Consider the following 19,098-nt stretch of genomic DNA (forward strand, 5'->3'; position numbering starts at 1 on the left):
TTACAATGAAAAATATAAAAATAACTCCATCTGAGCTTAAAGGAGAAGTGAATATACCTCCATCGAAGAGCATGAGCCATAGGGCTATAATATGTGCGAGTCTTTCAGAAGGTATAAGTAATATAGATAATGTAGATTTTTCAGATGATATAATAGCTACTTTAGAAGGTATGAAATCTCTAGGGGTAGAAGTGCTAGGAATTGAGAAAGACAAAGAGAAAAGTACTAGCAAAGTTATAATAAAGGGAAAAGATGAGTTGAAAGTATTAAATGATACTATAGACTGTTTTGAATCAGGATCTACTATAAGATTCTTAATTCCTATAGCAACACTTGCCAATGAGAAAATAAAAGTAACAGGAAGAGGAAGGCTTGTAGAGCGTCCAATGGATACTTACTATAAAATATTTGAAAAACAAAACATAAAATATGAAACTACAGATGGAAAAATCCCCGTGACTATAGAAGGTAAGATAAAACCAGATACATTTGAAATGGAAGGAAATATTAGTTCACAATTTATAACAGGTCTTTTATTTACGCTACCACTATTAAATGAAGATTCAAAGATTGTTATAACTACAGAATTAGAGTCAAAAGGATACGTGGACTTAACTATAGATGTATTAAAAAAGTTTGGAATAGAAATAGAGAATAAAGACTATAAAGAGTTCTATATAAGAGGTAATCAAAAGTATAAGGCAAGAGACTATAAAGTAGAAGGCGATTACTCACAGGTAGCTTTTTGGATAGTTGGCGGAATTCTAAATGGAGATATAAAATGCAATGGCTTAGATTTAGAGTCATTACAAGGAGACAAAGTAGTTCTGGAGATAGTGAAAAAGATGGGTGCAAATATAATAACTGAAGGAGATTCAGTTATAGTTAAAAAGTCTAAAACTAAAGGCACGGTAATAGATGCTTCGGAGTGCCCAGATATAATACCAATATTATCTGTATTAGCTTCTGTAAGTGAGGGAGAAACCAGAGTTATAAATGGTAAAAGACTTAGAATAAAAGAGTCAGATAGGCTTAACTCTACAGCTACAATTTTAAATGAGCTAGGAGCAGATGTAGAAGAACTAGAAGATGGACTTATAATTAGAGGTGTTGAAAAGCTTAAGGGCGGAGTTACTTTAGATAGCTGGGGAGATCATCGTATAGCTATGGCACTTGGAATAGCTTCAACTATATGTGAGGAGCCAATTATAATCACTAATAGTCACGTTGTAGCTAAATCATATCCTAATTTTTGGGAAGACTTTACTGAGGTAGGTGGAAAAATCAATGAGTGGAATATGGGGTAAAAATATAAAAGTATCTATATTTGGAGAGTCACATGGCAAAGCAATAGGTATAACTATTGATGGACTACCACCTGGAATAGAATTGGATACTGAATATATAAATAGTGAAATGCAAAGAAGAGCACCTGGTAAAGACAGTATATCAACGCCTAGAAAAGAAGCTGATGAATTTGAAATTTTGAGTGGATACTTTGATGGTAAAACTACAGGTACCCCACTTTGTGGAGTAATTTGGAATTCAAATCAGAAATCTAAAGACTATGATTCAGTAAGATATGTTATGAGACCTAGTCATGGAGATTATCCTGGATTTGTGAAATATAAAGGACATAATGACTATAGAGGTGGTGGTCACTTTTCGGGTAGAATTACAGCACCACTAGTGTTCGCAGGGGCAATAGCTAAACAAATACTTGAGAAAAAGGGCATAGTAATAGGTAGTCATATAAAAAGAATTGAAAATGTAGAAGATGAAAATATAGATTATACCAACATAGATGAAAGTGTATTAAAAGGAATAAGAAACAAGCCATTTCCAGTAATAGATGATGAAAGTGGAAAGCAAATGAAAGAAGCTATATTAAAAGCTAGAGAGGATCTAGACTCTGTTGGAGGAGTTATAGAAGGTATAGTACTAAACTTAGAGGCAGGACTTGGATCACCTTTCTTTGAATCTGTTGAAAGCAAATTATCTCAGACCATGTTTTCAATACCAGGAGTTAAAGGAATTGAGTTTGGTGTAGGTTTCGATATAAGTAAAATGAGAGGCTCAAAGGCTAACGATGAGTACTTTATAGAAAATGATGAAATAAAAACTTACACAAATAATAATGGAGGCATAACTGGAGGTATAACTAATGGTATGCCAGTTATATTTAGAGTCGCTATGAAGCCAACTCCATCGATATCTAAAAAACAAAGGACAATAGACATTAATAAAATGGAAAATACAGAGGTAGAAGTACATGGTAGGCATGATCCATGTATAGTTCAAAGAGCAGTACCAGTGGTTGAATCTGCTTGCGCTCTAACTATATTAGACTTTGTTTTAGGAAAGGGTGAGCTTTAATGGAGGAACTAGATCTAGATAAAATAAGGGATGAAATAGATAGTATAGATAAAGAGTTAGTTAGACTATTCGAAACAAGAATGGATACGGTAATAAAGGTAGCGAAGTATAAGGAAAAGAATAATCAGCCTGTACTAGATAAGTCAAGAGAGCAAATAGTTATAGATAAAGCAAAATCATTTTTAAATGATAAAAGCTATGAAAAACCAGTTGAAGAATTTTTCGTTAATTTAATGGCTGTAAGTAGAAAACTACAAGCAAGATTAATATTTTCAGGAAATAAGGAAGAAACTCCTAAAGAAAAAGAAAAAGTTAAAGACTTAAATAATTATGATCAACTCCAGGAAGACATCAAGAATGCTACTAGCTTAAGAAAAGAAAATATAAAAGTATGTTATCAAGGTGTTCCGGGTGCCTTCAGTGAACAAGCACTTATAGAATACTTTGGGAAAGATATAGAAAGAGTTAATGTGAGTGAATTTGAAGATGTATTTAAATCACTTAAAAATGATGATATAGATTATGGAATTCTTCCTATAGAAAATTCGTCTACAGGAGGAATATCCGAAGTATGCGATTTATTAAGAAAATACGAGTTATATATAGTAGGAGAAAAGAGCGTAATAGCAGATCAAAACCTTTTAGCTATAAAGGGAACAAAATTAGAAGACATAAAAGAAGTTTATTCACACTCACAAGGACTACAACAAAGTAGCGAATACTTAAAAACAAAAAAAGATTGGACACTAGTTCCTTTCAGAAATACTGCTGAAAGTGCAAAATTGATTAAAGAAAGTGGAGATAAAAGCAAAGCTGCTATAGCAAGTAAGAGAGCTGCTGATCTTTATGATTTAGAAATTTTAGCACCAAGTATAAATCATAATAATAATAATTACACTAGATTCATAGTTATAGGTAAGAACTTAGAAATTAATGATGATAATAATAAGATAAGTATAGTTTTTTCAGCACCACATAAGCCGGGAGCTCTCTATAGTGCATTAAGCTACTTCACTGAGAATAATCTAAATATGCAAAGAATAGAGTCGAGACCTATTTTAGGGAAGTCATGGGAATACTTCTTCTATATAGATCTTGAAGGAAATTTAAAAGATGATAGAGTAAAATTTGTTGTGGAAAAGATAAAGGCAAATAGTACTTACTTTAAACTACTAGGAAACTATAAAAAACCACATAGGAGGGCGTCGTAATATATGAAAAAAAGCATAGTATTGATAGGTATGCCGGGCTGTGGTAAAACTACTATAGGTGAAAAACTAGCAATAAAATTAGGATATGAATTTTGCGATATAGATAAATATATAGTAGAAAAAGAGAAGAAGAGTATAGATGAGATGTTTGAGCATGGTGAAGAGTATTTTAGAGATGTAGAAAGCAATGGAGTAGAAGATGTATCTAAAAAAGAAAAAGTAGTTATATCTACAGGTGGTGGAGTAGTAAAGAGGGAAAGAAATATAAGAGCTTTAAAAGAAAATGGAATTATAATATTCATAAATAGACCTATAGAAAACATAGTGTCAGATGTGGATGTTGAAAAGAGACCGCTGCTTAAAGATGGTAAAGAAAAATATATAAGCTATTTGAGGAAAGATATGATCTTTACAAAAAATACTGTGATATAGAAGTAATTAATGACAAAGATTTAGATGATGTCGTTGACAAAATTACGGAGATGATAATATGAAAATATTACTAATAAATGGTCCTAATATAAATATGCTAGGGATAAGAGAAAAGAATATATATGGAAATGTAGATTATAAAAGCCTATGTGAAATTTTAAGAGAGAAGTCTAAAGAACTTTCTATAGAATTAGAAATAGTTCAAAGTAATATAGAAGGAGAAATAATAAACTTTATTCATGAGGCCTATGAAAAATACGATGGTATGATAATAAATCCTGGAGCTTACACTCACTATAGCATAGCAATCTATGATGCACTAAAAGCTGTAAATATTCCTACGGTAGAAGTTCATATAAGTAATGTTCACGCAAGAGAAGAATTTAGAACAAAGTCAGTAACAGCACCAGCATGTATAGGACAGATAAGTGGATTTGGTGTAGATAGTTATATATTAGGAATGATAGGACTTGTAAACAGACTAAAATATTAAGGAAATTGCGAACATGTTGACATTTGACATGTATATATATATAATAAAACTTATAAAATAAAAAACTCATCGAGAGAGATTGAGGGAACTGGCCCAATGAAATCCGGCAACCGAGCTTGTGCTAAGGTGCTAAATCCAGCGGTATAGCCAAAAAAATTGGTATCCGGAAGATGAGGGAGCGATACAAAAAAAGCTTCTTTCATTTTGAAAGAGGCTTTTTTTATGAAAAAATATACTTTGGGGGTGTTTTTATGCCTATAGTAATACCTACAGAACTTCCCGCTTATAAAATATTAACTGAAGAAAATATATTTGTAATGGGAGAAAGTAGAGCTAAAACGCAAAACATAAGACCATTAAGAATAGCTGTATTAAATCTTATGCCTACTAAAATAGAAACAGAAACACAGATACTAAGGCTACTTGGAAATACTCCATTGCAAGTAGAGATTACACTTCTTCGCACAGAAACTTATGAATCAAGAAATATAAGTAAGGAACATTTAGAAAGTTTTTATAAGACGTTTAAAGAAATAAAAAATAAAAAATTTGATGGAATGATAATAACAGGAGCTCCTGTTGAACATATAGAATTTGAAGATGTTGAATACTGGCAAGAGCTAGCGGATATCATGGAATATACTAAAAGTAATGTAACATCTACATTTCATATATGTTGGGGGGCACAGGCTGGACTTTACTATCATTATAGTATAAATAAACATATGCTTGATAAAAAGATATTTGGAGTATTCAAACATAATGTAATTAATAAAAAAAGTAATCTTTTGAGAGGTTTCGATGATGAATATTTTGCACCGCAGTCGAGACACACAGATATATCAAGAGAAGATATATTAAGAATTCCAGAAATAGAACTACTTTCAGAGTCTGAAGAAAGTGGAGTATATATAGCTGCTAGCAAGGATGGGAGACAAGTATTTGTAACCGGTCATTCAGAGTACGATCCTTTGACTTTAAAAAGCGAGTTTGATAGGGATGTTGCAAGAGGTTTGGACAATGTGGATATACCTAAAAACTATTTTCCACAAGACGACCCAACTAAAGAGCCAATAGTAAGATGGAGAAGTCATGCGAGTTTATTATTTTCAAACTGGTTAAACTACTATGTATATCAAGAGACACCGTATGTACTTGATTAATACTAAAAATAAAAATAGGATATAATATAAAGTAAACCCCTAGATTAAAAAATAAATAACTAGGGGTTTACTTTATATTTGAAGGAAGTGATATTGTGAAAAAGCTAAATAGAGAATTTTATAGTAGGGATACATTAGAAGTAGCTAAAGATCTCTTAGGAAAATACTTAGTAAGAGAATCTAAAGGAAAAAAGATAGTTGGAAAAATAGTTGAAACGGAAGCATATATGGGGACTAAGGATAAAGGAGCTCATACATATAGCGGTAAAGTCACACCTAGAACTGAAGCTATGTTCGGAATTCCCGGCACTTCCTATGTATACTTGATATATGGAATGTATAACTGTTTTAATGTAGTTACTAAGGAAGAAGGAATACCAGAAGCTGTTTTAATTAGAGCAGTAGAGCCTATAGAAGGTCTAGAGGAAATGTCTTTAAATAGATTTAATAAAAGCTATATAGAGCTTAAAAAAAGAGAAATAAGAAATCTCACTAGTGGCCCAGGAAAGCTATGTATAGCACTTGATATAGATAGAAGCTTAAATAAAGCAGATTTATGTGGAGATAACTTATATATAGAAAATCCTGACGTAGATGAAAAGATTAATATAGTAGAGTCTAAAAGGATTGGAATTGATTATGCAGAAGAAGCGAAAGATTATTTATGGAGATTTTATATAGAAGGAAATGAATATGTATCAGTAAAATAATTATCTGAAGAAATACTATAATAGTATGTAAATTTAAAAAGTGATTTGATTTGAATAGAAGTTTTGTATATTATAAATTTATAAAGTATAAAAGTATGTAATTTATGTATTGATATAAATAATTATATAAAGAGAATAAAGGAGATAAAACTATGAGCATAGCGCATGAGATAGACTATAAAATATACGGAGACGATATGCAGTTTGTAGAAATTGAACTCGACCCACAAGAAAGTGTGATAGCAGAAGCTGGTGCAATGATGTATATGGATGATAAGATCCAAATGGAAACTATATTTGGAGATGGTAGTAGGAATGAATCTAGAGGATTAATGGGAAAGCTAATGGGCGCTGGTAAAAGGTTAATAACAGGAGAGAGCTTATTTATGACTGTATTTTCTAATGTGGCACAAGGAAAGGCACATGTAGCTTTTGCAGCACCATATCCTGGTAAGATTATACCTATAGATCTAGCTCAACTTGGAGGAGAACTTATTTGTCAAAAAGATGCATTCCTTTGTTCAGCTAAGGGAGTTTCAATAGGCATTCACTTTAATAAGAAGATAGGAACAGGATTTTTTGGTGGAGAAGGTTTCATAATGCAAAAATTAGAAGGTGATGGATTCGCTTTTTTACATGCTGGAGGTACAATTATAAGAAAAGATCTTAATGTAGGTGAGGTATTGAGATTAGATACAGGATGTTTAGTAGCTATGACAAGCACAGTACAATATGACATTAGTTTCACTGGAGATATTAAGAGTGGATTATTTGGAGGAGAGGGTTTGTTTCTAGCAACCCTAAAGGGACCTGGAAGTGTATGGTTACAGTCTTTACCATTTAGTAGAATGGCTGATCGAATCTATATAGCAGCAAGAGGAAATAAGGATGAAATTAGGGGATAGGTGAAAAAATAAAGATTGTTCAAGATAAAAAATATCTGCAAAACCATTGGTTTTGCAGATATTAGATCAGATATTTTAAATTATAAGGGTTCAATAATTAATAATTTTTGTCAGCGTAACCAACCCATCCGCCTTCTTTAACAAGTGTTTTGTCAAAGCCACCAACTTTGAAGTCAATTGTTTCTGATTTTTCAGGTGAAGTTACAATAATCTTATCATTTTCAACATCAATCTCTATAGAAGTATCTTTACCAGCATAGTTAGCAAAAAGACTGTCAATTGTTTCTTTTGGAAGCTCTATTGCAAACATACCACAGTTATACATATTTTGTCTGAATATTCTTGCAAAGTTTTCTGCTATAACTACATTGATTCCATTAACTTCTAAAGCCCATGGAGCATGTTCTCTAGAAGAACCACAACCAAAGTTTTCTCTAGTTACAATTACAGCTTTATCTTTAATATCTTTTTCAACATTAAATCCATCAAGACTTAAATCTTCTAATAAATAAGACTTTAAAGCTTCTTTAGTAATTTCAGTAAGATATCTTGCTGGAATGATTTCATCAGTATTAATATCGCTTCTATCTAAGAATAATACTTTTCCACTAAATGTTTTCATTGTTTTCCTCCAATCCTTAACCTTTATATAGTTCGGAATTTACTATTTTACCCTCAATTGCCGTAGCAGCAGCAGATGCAGGGCTCATAAGGTGAACTGTACCACCTTTTCCCATTCTCCCGTTAAAGTTACGGTTTGTTGTAGAAGCACAAGCTTCACCTTCAGCAAGAACTCCGTTACTCATACCAAGACAAGCACCACAAGTTGGGTTTGTAATACAGAAACCAGCTTCTTGGAAGATTTCAATTAAACCTTCTTTTAAAGCCATAGAATAAATAGCTGGAGTTGCAGGACTTACAATTGCGCGTACATCGTCACTTATCTTTTTACCTTTAAGAATACTAGCAGCAATTCTTAAGTCTTCTATACGACCATTAGTACAGCTTCCTATATATATTTGATCTATTTTTGTACCAGTCATTTCATTTACTGATTTTACCTGGTCTGGCTTAAATCCAAAAGTAACCATTGGCTCTAAAGTTGTAACATCATACTCATACACTTTGTCATATGTTGCATCTTCATCCGATATCCATTTAGAATACTCTTTTACAGCTTCTTCTTTTGAGCTAAATTCATCTTTAATGAAATCCCATAAGTACTCTACTGTTGTCATATCAGGGTAGCATACTCCAGAAGTACCACCTGCTTCTATTGCCATGTTACATAGAGTCATACGTGATTCCATAGACATTTCATCAACAACTGATCCAGTGAATTCTATAACTTTGTTTGTAGCACCGTTTACAGTTAATTCTCTAATTATGAAAAGTATAACGTCTTTTGCATAAACTCCCGGCTTTAACTTTCCGTTTAAAACAATTTTTATTGTTTTAGGAGCGTGGAATGCACAAACACCTTTTAATATACCTACTTCAAGGTCAGTAGTACCAACACCTGCTGCAAAAGCACCAAATGCTCCATGAGTACAAGTATGAGAGTCACCCATGATGATTGTGTAACCTGGTCTTACAAATCCCTTTTCAGGGAATATAGCGTGACATACTCCGTTTCTTCCAATGTCAAAGAAGTCTTTTATATCATGTCTTCTAGCCCAATCACGAAGTATCTTTCCTTGTTCAGCAGTTTTAGAATCTTTTGCAGGTGTTACATGGTCTATAACAGCTTTTATCTTAGTTGGATCAAAAACTCTATCCATTCCTCTTGACATAAGGTCTGTTATAGCAATAGGTGTAGTAATTTCATGGCAAAAAACTCTGTCTAATTTTAAAACATGCGTATCAGGGAATGGCATGTCAACTCTATGTGCGTCAAATATTTTTTCAGCTAATGTCTTACCCATATCTTTATCCCTCTTTCTTCTATTTTAAATATTCACAAACTAAGTTACCCATCTCTTTGCAACCAACAGGCTTACAACCTTCGCTGTAGATATCTCCTGTACGGTAACCAGCATTTAATACAGATTCAACAGCATTTTCTATAGCATCAGCTTCTTTTTCTAAGTCAAAAGAGTACCTTAACATCATAGCTATAGAAAGAATAGTAGCTAATGGGTTAGCTTTGTCTTGTCCAGCAATATCTGGAGCAGAACCGTGGCTTGGCTCATATAGTCCAAATTTTCCGTTAGCTAAACTAGCAGATGGAAGCATTCCGATAGAACCTGTTAACATACTAGCTTGGTCAGATAATATATCTCCAAACATATTAGAAGTAACTAAAACATCAAATTGTTTAGGGTCACGAACTAATTGCATAGCAGCATTGTCTACTAGTAAGTGGTTTAATTGAACATCACTAAATTCTTCTTGGTGGATTCTTAACACTGTTTCTCTCCAAAGTCTTGAACTTTCTAGTACGTTCATTTTATCTATATTAGTAACAAGGTTGTTTCTTTTTCTAGCCGTTTCAAATGCAACTCTAGCAATTCTTTCAACTTCTTCTATAGAATATCTTTCAGTATCATATGCAGACTTTCCATCTTCAGAACGTCCTCTATCTCCAAAGTAGATACCACCAGTTAATTCACGAACAACTAATATATCTAAATTATCTCCAATTACTTCACGTTTTAATGGAGAAGCATCTTTAAGTGCCTTGTAAAGTAGGGCAGGGCGTAGGTTTGCAAATAATCCTAGCTCTTTTCTTATTTTAAGAAGACCTGCTTCTGGTCTTAAATGTCCAGGAAGTGTATCCCATTTAGGACCACCAACTGCTCCTAAAAGAACAGCATCACTTTTTTTACATATCTCTATGGATTCATCTGGAAGTGGTACACCAGTTTCATCTATAGCAATTCCACCACCAAGCACATTAGTGTACTCAAATTCATGACCATATACTTCGCTTACTTTACCAAGAACCTTTATCGCTTCATCAACTATTTCAGGACCGATTCCATCTCCAGCCATTACAGCTATATTATATTTCATACAAAATTACCTCCTAAGATTAAATTAATTTATTTTATTTCAAATTACTTCGTATGTCGATTTTATAGAAATTATAAAGTTTAGAAATTTGGATAACTTATATTAAAATTGAGTTTTAATCATAAACAGTTTATAAAAATATAACTTCTGTACACTTGTTATTATATATAAAGCTATACTATAATTAAAATACATATTTATCATAGTATATATAACTGGAGGTTATAGCATGGTAGTTGATTTAAACTTATACAAGGTATTTCACACTGTAGCTTGTTGCAAAAGTATTTCAAAAGCAGCTAATGAACTATATATTAGTCAACCAGCTGTCAGTAAATCAATAAAATCTCTAGAGAGTATTGTTGGAGTAAACTTATTTTTTAGGAATTGGAGTGGGGTATCTCTTACAAGTGAAGGTCAAGTACTATTTGAATATATTGATAATGCTATTAATCAAATTCAAACTGGTGAAAAGTTACTCTCTAGATTAAAAGAAAAAGAATTTGGATCTATCAAAATAGGTGTAAGTACAACTCTATTTAAACATTTTCTAGTTCCAAAATTAAAAAAGTTTATTAATAAATATCCTAATATCAAAATTATAGTAATTAATAAAACTACAGTAGAAACACTAAAGCTTATAGAAAATGGAGATGCTGATATTGGAATAGTCAGCATTACAGATGATTTTCCAAAATATAATTTTGAAAAAGTAGGACATATACAAGATATATTTGTTGCTAGTAAGACATTTATAGAATCTTCTAAAATAACTGATCCTACGGATATTTCTTTATATAATAACTTTATGTTTTTTGAAAAAGATAATTTGAATAGGAAATATATAGACTTATATTTTGAAAAAAACAATATTTCTATTAAACCAGATATAGAGATAAGTAATATGGATCTGCTAATTGAACTTGCTAAAATAGACTTAGGAGTTACTGTTGCTATTAAAGAGTTTATTCAAAACGATCTATCTGAGGGTAGTCTTGTAGAATTACCAATAGCTCCTGCTATCCCTAGCCGACCGATAGTTATGTTATCAAATAAAAACCTTCCGTTATCTATGGCTTCTCAAGCATTTTGGGATTATATAACTAATACACATAGTGATTTTAATAAAGACGAGTAGGGGAGAGGCTAAGTAAAAAAGAGTAAGAAGCATTAATACTAAAACTTCTTACTCTCTACTAATAGAAATAAGTCCATAATACTATTTATTTGGAAAGATATTCAGAAACTAAGTTATCCATTTCTTGACATCCAACTAATTTGCATCCTTTACTATATAAATCACCAGTACGATATCCTGCATTTAAAACTGCTTCTACAGCATTTTCAATAGATTTAGCTTCTGTTTCTAAATCAAATTAGTATCTTAACATCATAGCTATAGAAAGGATAATTGCTAATGGATTAGCTTTATCTTGACCAGCTATATCAGGATCTGAACCATGACTTGGCTCATGTAATCCAAATTCTCCGTATTCAGAACGTCCTCTGTCTCCAAAGCGAATACACCTTCTTTACGCTAGTTACTTTACATTTTCTTTATCAAATATTAATTTATATTCAATAGAATCTTTTAAAGCTATAAGACTCGCTTCTATTATGTCAGAAGAAACACCTACTGTACTCCAAGTTCTTTTACCATCTGTAGATTCCATAAATACTCTTACTTTAGCTGAAGTAGTGTTTTCTGTATCGAGAACTCTAACCTTATAATCAGTTAGATATACATTTTTTAGCTCTGGGTAAAATACCTCAAGCGCTTTTCTAAGAGCCTTATCTAGAGCATTTACTGGTCCATTTCCTTGTTCAGCAGTCATTTCTGTTTTACCATCCACACTAACTTTTATAATACTTGAAGTATTTTTCTTGTTACCTATAATAGAATGCTCTCCTATAGTTTTGAACTCATCAATTTTGAATGTAGGAGTATACATACCTAAGACTTTTCTTACGACTAATTCAAATGAACTCTCGGCACCCTCATATTGATAACCAAGATGCTCTAATCTTTTAAGTTCATCTATAACTTTTTGAGCTTCAGGAGAATCCTTAGTTATATTTTTATTTACTTTCTGTATAGAGTTCAGTATACTACTTCGTCCTGAGACTTCAGACATTAGGAATCTTCTTCTATTTCCAACTAGTTCAGGATTAATGTGCTCAAATGAATGAGAAGCTTTGTTTACTCCATCTATATGCATACCACCTTTATGTGCAAAAGCACTAGAGCCTACATAAGGTAAGTTATTTGAAAGAGATAAATTGCTAATTTCTGAAATATACCTTGCAGTAGAAGTTAGGTTTATCATCTGACTCTCAGGAATACACTGATAACCTTTCTTTAGCTGTAAATTTGGAATTATAGCTGAGAGGTTAGCATTACCACATCTTTCACCAAAGCCTGTAAAAGTACCTTGGACTTGAGTTGCCCCGGCCTTTACAGCCATTATGGAGTTAGCAACACCCATACTAGAGTCGTTATGAGCATGAATACCAATCTCTACATTTGGAAAAGCTTCACACACTTTCTTAGTTATTTCATAAACTTCGTCAGGGAAAGTACCACCATTAGTATCACATAATGCTAAATAATCAACACCAGCTTTAACTGCTGAATTAAGTGCAGATAATGCGTACTCTGGATTAGACTTGTATCCATCAAAAAAATGTTCAGCATCAAAAGTAACTTCTTTACCTTTATCCTTAAAAAACTTTATAGTATCTTCAATCATCACTAAATTCTCATCTAGAGTAGCTCTTATTATATCTGTAACATGAAAATCCCAACTTTTTCCGAATATAGCTACGGAAGAAGTATTTGCAAGTAGTAGTGCATTTACATTAGTATCTTCTTCTACAGTTATTCCTTTTCTTCTTGTGCTCCCAAAAGCTACTACCTTAGAATTTTTAAGATTAAGACTGCTCAACCTTTCAAAGAATTCTAAATCCTTAGAGTTTGATCCAGGATTACCAGCTTCTATATAATTTATACCTAGGTCATCTAATGCTTTCACAATCTTTAACTTATCTTCAACAGAGAAAGAAATACCCTCTCCCTGAGATCCATCTCTTAGGGTAGAGTCGAAGATTTTGATTTTATTTCTATTCATTGTTTAACCCCCCTTCAAAAATAACAAAAACTCGTCCTCAAAATAAGGACGAGTTATAACCCGCGGTACCACCTTAGTTATGTCATAAAGACATCACTCACTGTCAGTTCTACTAAACCTAAGTCTTTAACGGGACTAATCGGTATCAACTACTAAGTATAAAACTTTTCAAAGATACTGCTCAGGAGTGATTCGTATTTTATCGATAGCATCAGTTCTCACCAAATCCTGACTCTCTGTAACCACCTACTAAAAAATACCTTTCTCCTTCTTGGCATTTTGCAATAAGGAAGCTTATAATTTCCTACATGCAAATAGAAAGAATTAAATTATTTAATATTGTAATAAGAATAAAGTGTTATGTCAATAGATTTTTTAAAAGAAAAATTTATATTTATAAATAATAAATAAACTTTTATAATAAATATTTTTAATAAAAAAGACATATATATGAAGCAAAAGATTAAAATTAAGAGATAAAATTAAATTAATAAAATGTTGTTGACAATAAAAATATCACAGAGTATAATATTCATTAATAATTAAACACAAAAATAATTAAACAAACAGAACCATGTATTTTACTTTATTCCAAACTTTAAATATTAGAGATAAAATAAAAAATTGAAAAATTTTGATAGAGACAAAAATACTAACACTATCAACTACAGAGAGCTAACAACTGGTGAAAGTTAGCGTTGATAGTAGTATATAATGATCACTCTTGAATTGCTGAATTGAAAAGGATACTATATTCTTAGTAAATGAGGTCGGTGCTACCGTTAAATAGCTATGGTTCAAAATGAGGCAATAATTTATTATTGTGAATTAGGGTGGTACCACGAAAGTAAATCTTTCGTCCCTTATAGTTAAGAAACTATGAGAGATGAAGGATTTTTTTTATAACTACTAGAGTACACAATAAATTCAAAGAATGATACAATTAGAGAGTAATATAAATAATGCTTATAATTTATTTATTACTATATATTAAGAGCTAATTTTAGCAACTTAAAGTAACAAAAATTAGCCACATTTATGATAAACATAAAGAAACTTAAAATTAAGGAGGAATATTAAGATGGCAAAGATGTATTATGATGGAGATGCAAACTTAGATTTATTAAAAGGAAAAAAAGTAGCAATTATAGGATATGGTAGCCAAGGACATGCTCATTCTTTAAATTTAAAAGAAAGTGGAGTAGATGTAGTAGTTGGATTATACGAAGGAAGTAAATCATGGGCAAAAGCTGAAGAAGCTGGATTAAAAGTAGCTTTAGTTGCAGATGCTGTTAAAGAAGCTGATATTGTAATGATTCTTTTACCAGATGAAAAACAAGGTCAAGTTTACAAAGAGTCAATAGCACCAAACTTAAAATCAGGAGCAACGCTAGCATTTGCTCACGGATTTAACATTCACTTTGGACAAATAGTTCCTCCAGCTGATGTGGACGTATTCCTTGTAGCACCAAAAGGACCTGGACACTTAGTAAGAAGAGTTTACCAAGAAGGATTTGGAGTGCCAGCAATATATGCAGTATATCAAGATGTATCAGGAAAAGCTAAAGATGTAGCATTAGCTTATGCTAAAGGTGTAGGTGGAACTAGAGCAGGAGTTCTAGAAACTACATTCAAAGAAGAAACAGAAACTGACCTTTTCGGAGAGCAAGCGGTACTTTGTGGAGGAGCTACAGAATTAGTTAAAGCTGGGTTCGATACATTAGTAGAAGCTGGATACCAACCAGAAATAGCTTACTTCGAATGTTTACATGAATTAAAATTAATAGTTGACCTTTTATATGAAGGTGGATTTGAGAACATGAGATATAGTGTATCTGATACTGCAGAGTATGGAGATTACATGATAGGAAGAAGAATAGTAACTGATGAAACTAGAAAAGAAATGAAAAAAGTATTAAAAGAAATCCAAGAAGGAATCTTTGCTAGAAACTGGTTACAAGAAAACCAATTAAACAGACCTCAATTCAATGCTATTAAAAAAGCAGAATTAGAGCATCCAATAGTAGAAGTTGGTAAAAACTTAAGAAGCATGATGTCTTGGATAAAGAAATAATTTTAAAATAGGATTACGGGGGCATTTGTCCCCGAATTAACTATAAGAGGTGATTTTAATGAGAAGTGATGTAGTTACAAAAGGTGTAAGAAAAGCACCTCATAGATCTCTTTTCAAAGCACTTGGGTTTAGCGAACGTGATATGGATAAACCCCTAATAGGAGTTGTTAACTCTTTTAATGAACTTGTACCAGGTCATATAGGGCTTAACGAAGTAACTCAAGCAGCTAAAAGAGGGGTATTAATGGCTGGAGGAACTCCACTAGAGTTCCCAGCAATAGCTGTTTGTGATGGTATAGCTATGAACCACGATGGTATGAGATATTCACTTTGCAGTAGAGAGCTAATAGCTGATAGTGTTGAAACTATGGCTAGAGCACATTCATTAGATGGGTTAGTTCTTATCCCTAACTGTGATAAATCAGTACCTGGAATGATGATGGCTGCTGCTAGACTTAATATTCCAGCAATAGTTGTAAGTGGTGGACCAATGCTTGCGGGAAAAAGCTTTGATGAAGCAACTGATTTAACAACTATGTTTGAAGCTGTTGGATCTGTTGAAAACGGAGAAATGTCTGAAGAGGATTTACTTGAGTATGAAAATACTACATGTCCAACATGTGGTTCTTGCTCAGGAATGTTTACTGCTAACTCTATGAACTGTATGACAGAAGTATTAGGAATAGCACTTCCATACAATGGTACAATACCAGCTGTATATTCAGCTAGAAAACAAATAGCTACTCAAGCTGGTGTTAAGATAATGGAGTTAGTTGAAAAACAAATTCTACCAAGAGATATAATTAATGCAAAGTCTATAGAAAATGCTTTAGCTGCTGATATGGCACTAGGATGTTCTTCAAATACTGTACTGCATCTTACAGCAATAGCTTACGAAGCAAAGGCTGCTATAGATTTAGAAAAAATAAATGAAATCAGCAATAAAGTTCCTAATCTATGTAGATTACGTCCAGCTGGACCTTACCATATAGAAAACCTACATGATGTTGGTGGAATACCTGCAGTATTAAATGAGCTTAGCAAAAAAGGTCTTCTAAACGAAGACTGTATAACTGCTACAGGAAAAACATTAGGTGAAAATATAAAAGATAAAGAGAAAAAAGGAAATAAAGTAATCGCCGATATAGATGCTCCATATAGTGAAACTGGTGGAATAGCTATATTAAAAGGAACTTTAGCTCCAGACGGTGCAGTTGTTAAAAGATCTGCTGTTGCTGACAGTATGCTTAAAAACGTATGTACTGCTAAGGTTTATGAATCTGAAGAAGAAGCAGTTGAGGCTATATTCAATAAGAAAATAGAACCAGGTGATGTTATAGTTATAAGAAACGAAGGACCAAAAGGTGGACCAGGAATGAGAGAAATGCTTTCTCCTACAGCCGCAATAGCGGGTATGGGATTAGGTGAATCAGTTGCACTTGTAACTGATGGAAGATTTTCGGGTGCTACTAGAGGGGCTTCAATAGGACATATATCACCAGAAGCTGCAGAAGGTGGACCAATAGCTTTAGTTAAAGATGGAGACAAAATAGATATAGATATCTTAGCTGGTAAACTAGATCTTTTAGTTGATGAAAAAGAACTTGAAGAAAGAAGAAAGAATCTTGTAATCAAAGAAAAAGATGTAGATGGATATCTAAAGAGATATGCTAAGCTAGTTTCATCTGCATCAGAAGGTGCAATATTAAAATAATATAAAGATTATAAACTAGTTAAAAATAAACTTCATACTTCATCTTAACTGAGATGAAGTATGGAGTTTTTAACTATAAGGAAGGTGAAAAAATGAAGTTAAGTGGTGCACAAATAGTATTAAAAACTTTAAAAGATCTAGGTGTGGATGTACTCTTCGGCTATCCAGGCGGAGCAGTTATACCACTTTATGATGCATTGTATGAAGTAAGAGAAGACTTTACGCATGTAAGAACATCACATGAACAAGGTGCAGCTCATGCAGCAGATGGATATGCAAGAGTTACAGGGAAAGTTGGAGTTTGTATAGCAACTTCAGGACCAGGAGCTACGAATACAGTTACAGGTATAGCAAATGCTTATATGGACTCAATACCTATGCTTGTAATCACAGGCCAGGTTGCTACAAATCTTATAGGAAAAGATTCCTTCCAAGAAATAGATATTACAGGTGTTACTATCCCTATAACTAAACATAATTATCTTGTAAAAGATATTCAAGAACTAGAAGACACTCTAAAAAAAGCTTATCATGTTGCCCAAAGCGGTAGACCAGGACCAGTTCTAGTAGATATACCAAAAGATATTTTCCTAACTAAGGTAGACTATAAAGAAGTAGATACTGATGAATTTGTAGACTTTGTAGAAGGTAAAATTAAAAATGAAGACTGTTATGATGAAGAACTTATCGAGATTATAGCAGAAAAAATAAATAATTCTAAAAAGCCTGTAATATTCGCAGGTGGTGGAGTAATAATATCAGGCAATTGTGATAAGCTTCAAGAACTAGCAAGCAAAAATGATATACCAGTAACAAATAGCTTGATGGGACTTGGTTCTATATCTAGAAAAGATAGATTATCACTAGGGCTCTTAGGTATGCATGGATCAAGAGAAGCCAACTTGGCTGTTCACAATAGTGATCTAGTATTAGCAATTGGAGCTAGATTTAGCGATAGAGTTATAGGAAAAGCAGATAGTTTTGCTAAGAATGCTAAGATCATACACATAGATATAGATGAAAGTGAAGTGTGCAAAAATATAGGTGTAGATAATTACGCAGTTGGAGATATAGGAATAATATTACAAAAACTTATAGAATGTGTAGACAAAAAAGATAGAAAAGAATGGCTTGAGGAGATACTAAATTGGAGATCTAATTCAAAAAATAGTGAAGAAGAATTTATACCACAAAATATTATTAAAATGGCCAGTGAGAAATTAGGTGAGAATGCAATAGTAGCTACAGATGTAGGTCAACATCAAATGTGGACGGCTCAGCATTGGGATTTTATAGAACCTAAGACTTTTGTAACTTCTGGTGGATTAGGAACTATGGGATTTGGATTAGGAGCAGCTATAGGATCACAGATAGGGAAACCTGATAAAAGGACGATCCTTGTAACTGGAGATGGTAGTTTTAGAATGAACTGCAACGAATTGGCTACAGTGAGAAAATGGAATCTTCCTATAATAATTCTACTATTTAATAATAGTGCACTAGGTATGGTAAGACAGTGGCAGAGACTTTTCCAAGATGAAAAATACTCTGAGACTGATATGGGAGATGAAGTTGACTATATAAAATTAGCAGAAGCGTATCATATAGACGGTTATAGAGTGTGTGATATAGAAAGCTTTGAAAATGTATTAGAAAAAGTATGTAAAACTAACGAACCTGTTTTAATAGAATGTTCTTTAAATAAAAATGCATGTGTATTTCCAATAGTTCCACCAGGAAAACCTATAGATAAATTAGTTACAGAATAAAGGTTGATATGTAAATCAACCTTTATTTTTTTGCTAAAAAGTTAGGATGAAAACTATATAGAATAAAAGTTATTTTAAATTAAATTAAAGTATGATTTTTGTTGACAA

Annotated in this window: 16 protein-coding genes, 1 pseudogene, 1 riboswitch and 2 other annotated features; of the genes and pseudogenes, 12 read left to right on the forward strand and 5 right to left on the reverse strand. The window is 32.5% G+C overall.

Annotation, left to right across the window (positions count from 1 at the left end; translation table 11 throughout):
• Nucleotides 1-5: 5 nt before the first annotated feature.
• From aroA to CURI_RS06210, 8 genes are all read left to right on the forward strand, one after another.
• Nucleotides 6-1,307 carry a 3-phosphoshikimate 1-carboxyvinyltransferase gene (gene aroA / locus CURI_RS06175; protein ID WP_014967369.1) on the forward strand — a complete coding sequence of 434 codons (1,302 nt, stop codon included), beginning with the start codon at nt 6-8 and terminating at the stop codon, nt 1,305-1,307.
• The gene (gene aroC, locus CURI_RS06180; RefSeq protein ID WP_014967370.1) at nt 1,288-2,376 is read left to right on the forward strand and encodes a chorismate synthase; all 1,089 of its coding nucleotides are present in this window, start codon (nt 1,288-1,290) and stop codon (nt 2,374-2,376) included. The genes aroA and aroC overlap by 20 nt, the downstream gene beginning before the upstream one ends.
• Nucleotides 2,376-3,587 carry a prephenate dehydratase gene (gene pheA, locus CURI_RS06185; RefSeq protein ID WP_014967371.1) on the forward strand — a complete coding sequence of 404 codons (1,212 nt, stop codon included), beginning with the start codon at nt 2,376-2,378 and terminating at the stop codon, nt 3,585-3,587. Before aroC ends, pheA begins: the two co-directional genes overlap by 1 nt.
• Before the next feature lie 3 nt (nt 3,588-3,590).
• Nucleotides 3,591-4,019, forward strand: a complete 429-nt coding sequence (locus tag CURI_RS06190; protein ID WP_014967372.1) for a shikimate kinase — start codon at nt 3,591-3,593, stop codon at nt 4,017-4,019.
• A gap of 58 nt (nt 4,020-4,077) precedes the next feature.
• Nucleotides 4,078-4,512: a type II 3-dehydroquinate dehydratase gene (gene aroQ, locus CURI_RS06195; RefSeq protein ID WP_014967373.1), complete on the forward strand. Its 435-nt coding sequence runs from the start codon at nt 4,078-4,080 to the stop codon at nt 4,510-4,512.
• 63 nt (nt 4,513-4,575) lie between these two features.
• A riboswitch (SAM riboswitch) is annotated at nt 4,576-4,689 on the forward strand.
• 74 nt (nt 4,690-4,763) lie between these two features.
• Nucleotides 4,764-5,675 carry a homoserine O-acetyltransferase MetA gene (gene metA, locus CURI_RS06200; protein WP_041701590.1) on the forward strand — a complete coding sequence of 304 codons (912 nt, stop codon included), beginning with the start codon at nt 4,764-4,766 and terminating at the stop codon, nt 5,673-5,675.
• A 95-nt stretch (nt 5,676-5,770) separates the two neighbouring features.
• Entirely contained in the window at nt 5,771-6,385 is a 615-nt protein-coding gene (locus tag CURI_RS06205; protein WP_014967375.1) for a DNA-3-methyladenine glycosylase, read from the forward strand.
• Nucleotides 6,386-6,537: 152 nt separating this feature from the next.
• Entirely contained in the window at nt 6,538-7,290 is a 753-nt protein-coding gene (locus CURI_RS06210) for a TIGR00266 family protein (protein ID WP_014967376.1), read from the forward strand.
• Between the two features lie 97 nt (nt 7,291-7,387).
• Here CURI_RS06210 and CURI_RS06215 read toward each other — a convergent pair whose 3' ends face one another.
• From CURI_RS06215 to leuB, 3 genes are read right to left on the reverse strand one after another with little or no spacing between them, the layout of a single operon-like run.
• The gene (locus tag CURI_RS06215) at nt 7,388-7,912 is read right to left on the reverse strand and encodes a 3-isopropylmalate dehydratase small subunit (RefSeq protein WP_014967377.1); all 525 of its coding nucleotides are present in this window, start codon (nt 7,910-7,912) and stop codon (nt 7,388-7,390) included.
• A gap of 16 nt (nt 7,913-7,928) precedes the next feature.
• A complete protein-coding gene (locus CURI_RS06220; RefSeq protein WP_014967378.1) occupies nt 7,929-9,215 on the reverse strand; it encodes a 3-isopropylmalate dehydratase large subunit in 1,287 nt (428 codons plus the stop codon).
• 19 nt (nt 9,216-9,234) lie between these two features.
• Nucleotides 9,235-10,305, reverse strand: coding sequence for a 3-isopropylmalate dehydrogenase (gene leuB, locus CURI_RS06225; RefSeq protein WP_014967379.1), 1,071 nt, complete (start codon nt 10,303-10,305; stop codon nt 9,235-9,237).
• A 229-nt stretch (nt 10,306-10,534) separates the two neighbouring features.
• On the opposite strand from leuB, the gene CURI_RS06230 reads away from it, so the two are divergent.
• Nucleotides 10,535-11,443 (forward strand): LysR family transcriptional regulator, encoded by a 909-nt coding sequence (locus CURI_RS06230; protein WP_014967380.1) that lies wholly within the window; start codon nt 10,535-10,537, stop codon nt 11,441-11,443.
• Between the two features lie 85 nt (nt 11,444-11,528).
• Here CURI_RS06230 and CURI_RS15295 read toward each other — a convergent pair.
• Nucleotides 11,529-11,828: pseudogene (locus CURI_RS15295) on the reverse strand (isocitrate/isopropylmalate family dehydrogenase).
• A gap of 18 nt (nt 11,829-11,846) precedes the next feature.
• Nucleotides 11,847-13,433, reverse strand: coding sequence for a citramalate synthase (gene cimA / locus CURI_RS06235; protein ID WP_014967381.1), 1,587 nt, complete (start codon nt 13,431-13,433; stop codon nt 11,847-11,849).
• A gap of 41 nt (nt 13,434-13,474) precedes the next feature.
• Nucleotides 13,475-13,715: a binding site (T-box leader), on the reverse strand.
• A 343-nt stretch (nt 13,716-14,058) separates the two neighbouring features.
• Nucleotides 14,059-14,300, forward strand: a binding site (T-box leader).
• A 214-nt stretch (nt 14,301-14,514) separates the two neighbouring features.
• On the opposite strand from cimA, the gene ilvC reads away from it, so the two are divergent.
• The 3 genes from ilvC (at nt 14,515) to ilvB (ending at nt 18,990) form a co-directional block, all read left to right on the forward strand.
• The gene (gene ilvC, locus CURI_RS06240) at nt 14,515-15,507 is read left to right on the forward strand and encodes a ketol-acid reductoisomerase (RefSeq protein WP_014967382.1); all 993 of its coding nucleotides are present in this window, start codon (nt 14,515-14,517) and stop codon (nt 15,505-15,507) included.
• Between the two features lie 58 nt (nt 15,508-15,565).
• A complete protein-coding gene (gene ilvD, locus CURI_RS06245) occupies nt 15,566-17,221 on the forward strand; it encodes a dihydroxy-acid dehydratase (RefSeq protein ID WP_014967383.1) in 1,656 nt (551 codons plus the stop codon).
• Between the two features lie 92 nt (nt 17,222-17,313).
• Entirely contained in the window at nt 17,314-18,990 is a 1,677-nt protein-coding gene (gene ilvB / locus CURI_RS06250; protein ID WP_014967384.1) for a biosynthetic-type acetolactate synthase large subunit, read from the forward strand.
• Nucleotides 18,991-19,098 lie beyond the last annotated feature (108 nt).

Source organism: Gottschalkia acidurici 9a, from assembly GCF_000299355.1.
Lineage (GTDB): Bacteria > Bacillota > Clostridia > Tissierellales > Gottschalkiaceae > Gottschalkia > Gottschalkia acidurici.

Excerpts from the sequence above, each read along its gene's own strand:
- metA (WP_041701590.1), top strand. The coding sequence starts at position 4,764 with ATGCCTATAGTAATACCTACAGAACTTCCCGCTTATAAAATATTAACT.
- ilvB (WP_014967384.1), top strand. The coding sequence starts at position 17,314 with ATGAAGTTAAGTGGTGCACAAATAGTATTAAAAACTTTAAAAGATCTA.
- aroC (WP_014967370.1), top strand. The coding sequence starts at position 1,288 with ATGAGTGGAATATGGGGTAAAAATATAAAAGTATCTATATTTGGAGAG.
- CURI_RS06230 (WP_014967380.1), top strand. The coding sequence starts at position 10,535 with ATGGTAGTTGATTTAAACTTATACAAGGTATTTCACACTGTAGCTTGT.
- CURI_RS06220 (WP_014967378.1), bottom strand. The coding sequence starts at position 9,215 with ATGGGTAAGACATTAGCTGAAAAAATATTTGACGCACATAGAGTTGAC.
- ilvC (WP_014967382.1), top strand. The coding sequence starts at position 14,515 with ATGGCAAAGATGTATTATGATGGAGATGCAAACTTAGATTTATTAAAA.
- aroA (WP_014967369.1), top strand. The coding sequence starts at position 6 with ATGAAAAATATAAAAATAACTCCATCTGAGCTTAAAGGAGAAGTGAAT.
- ilvD (WP_014967383.1), top strand. The coding sequence starts at position 15,566 with ATGAGAAGTGATGTAGTTACAAAAGGTGTAAGAAAAGCACCTCATAGA.
- leuB (WP_014967379.1), bottom strand. The coding sequence starts at position 10,305 with ATGAAATATAATATAGCTGTAATGGCTGGAGATGGAATCGGTCCTGAA.
- pheA (WP_014967371.1), top strand. The coding sequence starts at position 2,376 with ATGGAGGAACTAGATCTAGATAAAATAAGGGATGAAATAGATAGTATA.
- aroQ (WP_014967373.1), top strand. The coding sequence starts at position 4,078 with ATGAAAATATTACTAATAAATGGTCCTAATATAAATATGCTAGGGATA.
- CURI_RS06215 (WP_014967377.1), bottom strand. The coding sequence starts at position 7,912 with ATGAAAACATTTAGTGGAAAAGTATTATTCTTAGATAGAAGCGATATT.
- CURI_RS06210 (WP_014967376.1), top strand. The coding sequence starts at position 6,538 with ATGAGCATAGCGCATGAGATAGACTATAAAATATACGGAGACGATATG.
- CURI_RS06190 (WP_014967372.1), top strand. The coding sequence starts at position 3,591 with ATGAAAAAAAGCATAGTATTGATAGGTATGCCGGGCTGTGGTAAAACT.
- cimA (WP_014967381.1), bottom strand. The coding sequence starts at position 13,433 with ATGAATAGAAATAAAATCAAAATCTTCGACTCTACCCTAAGAGATGGA.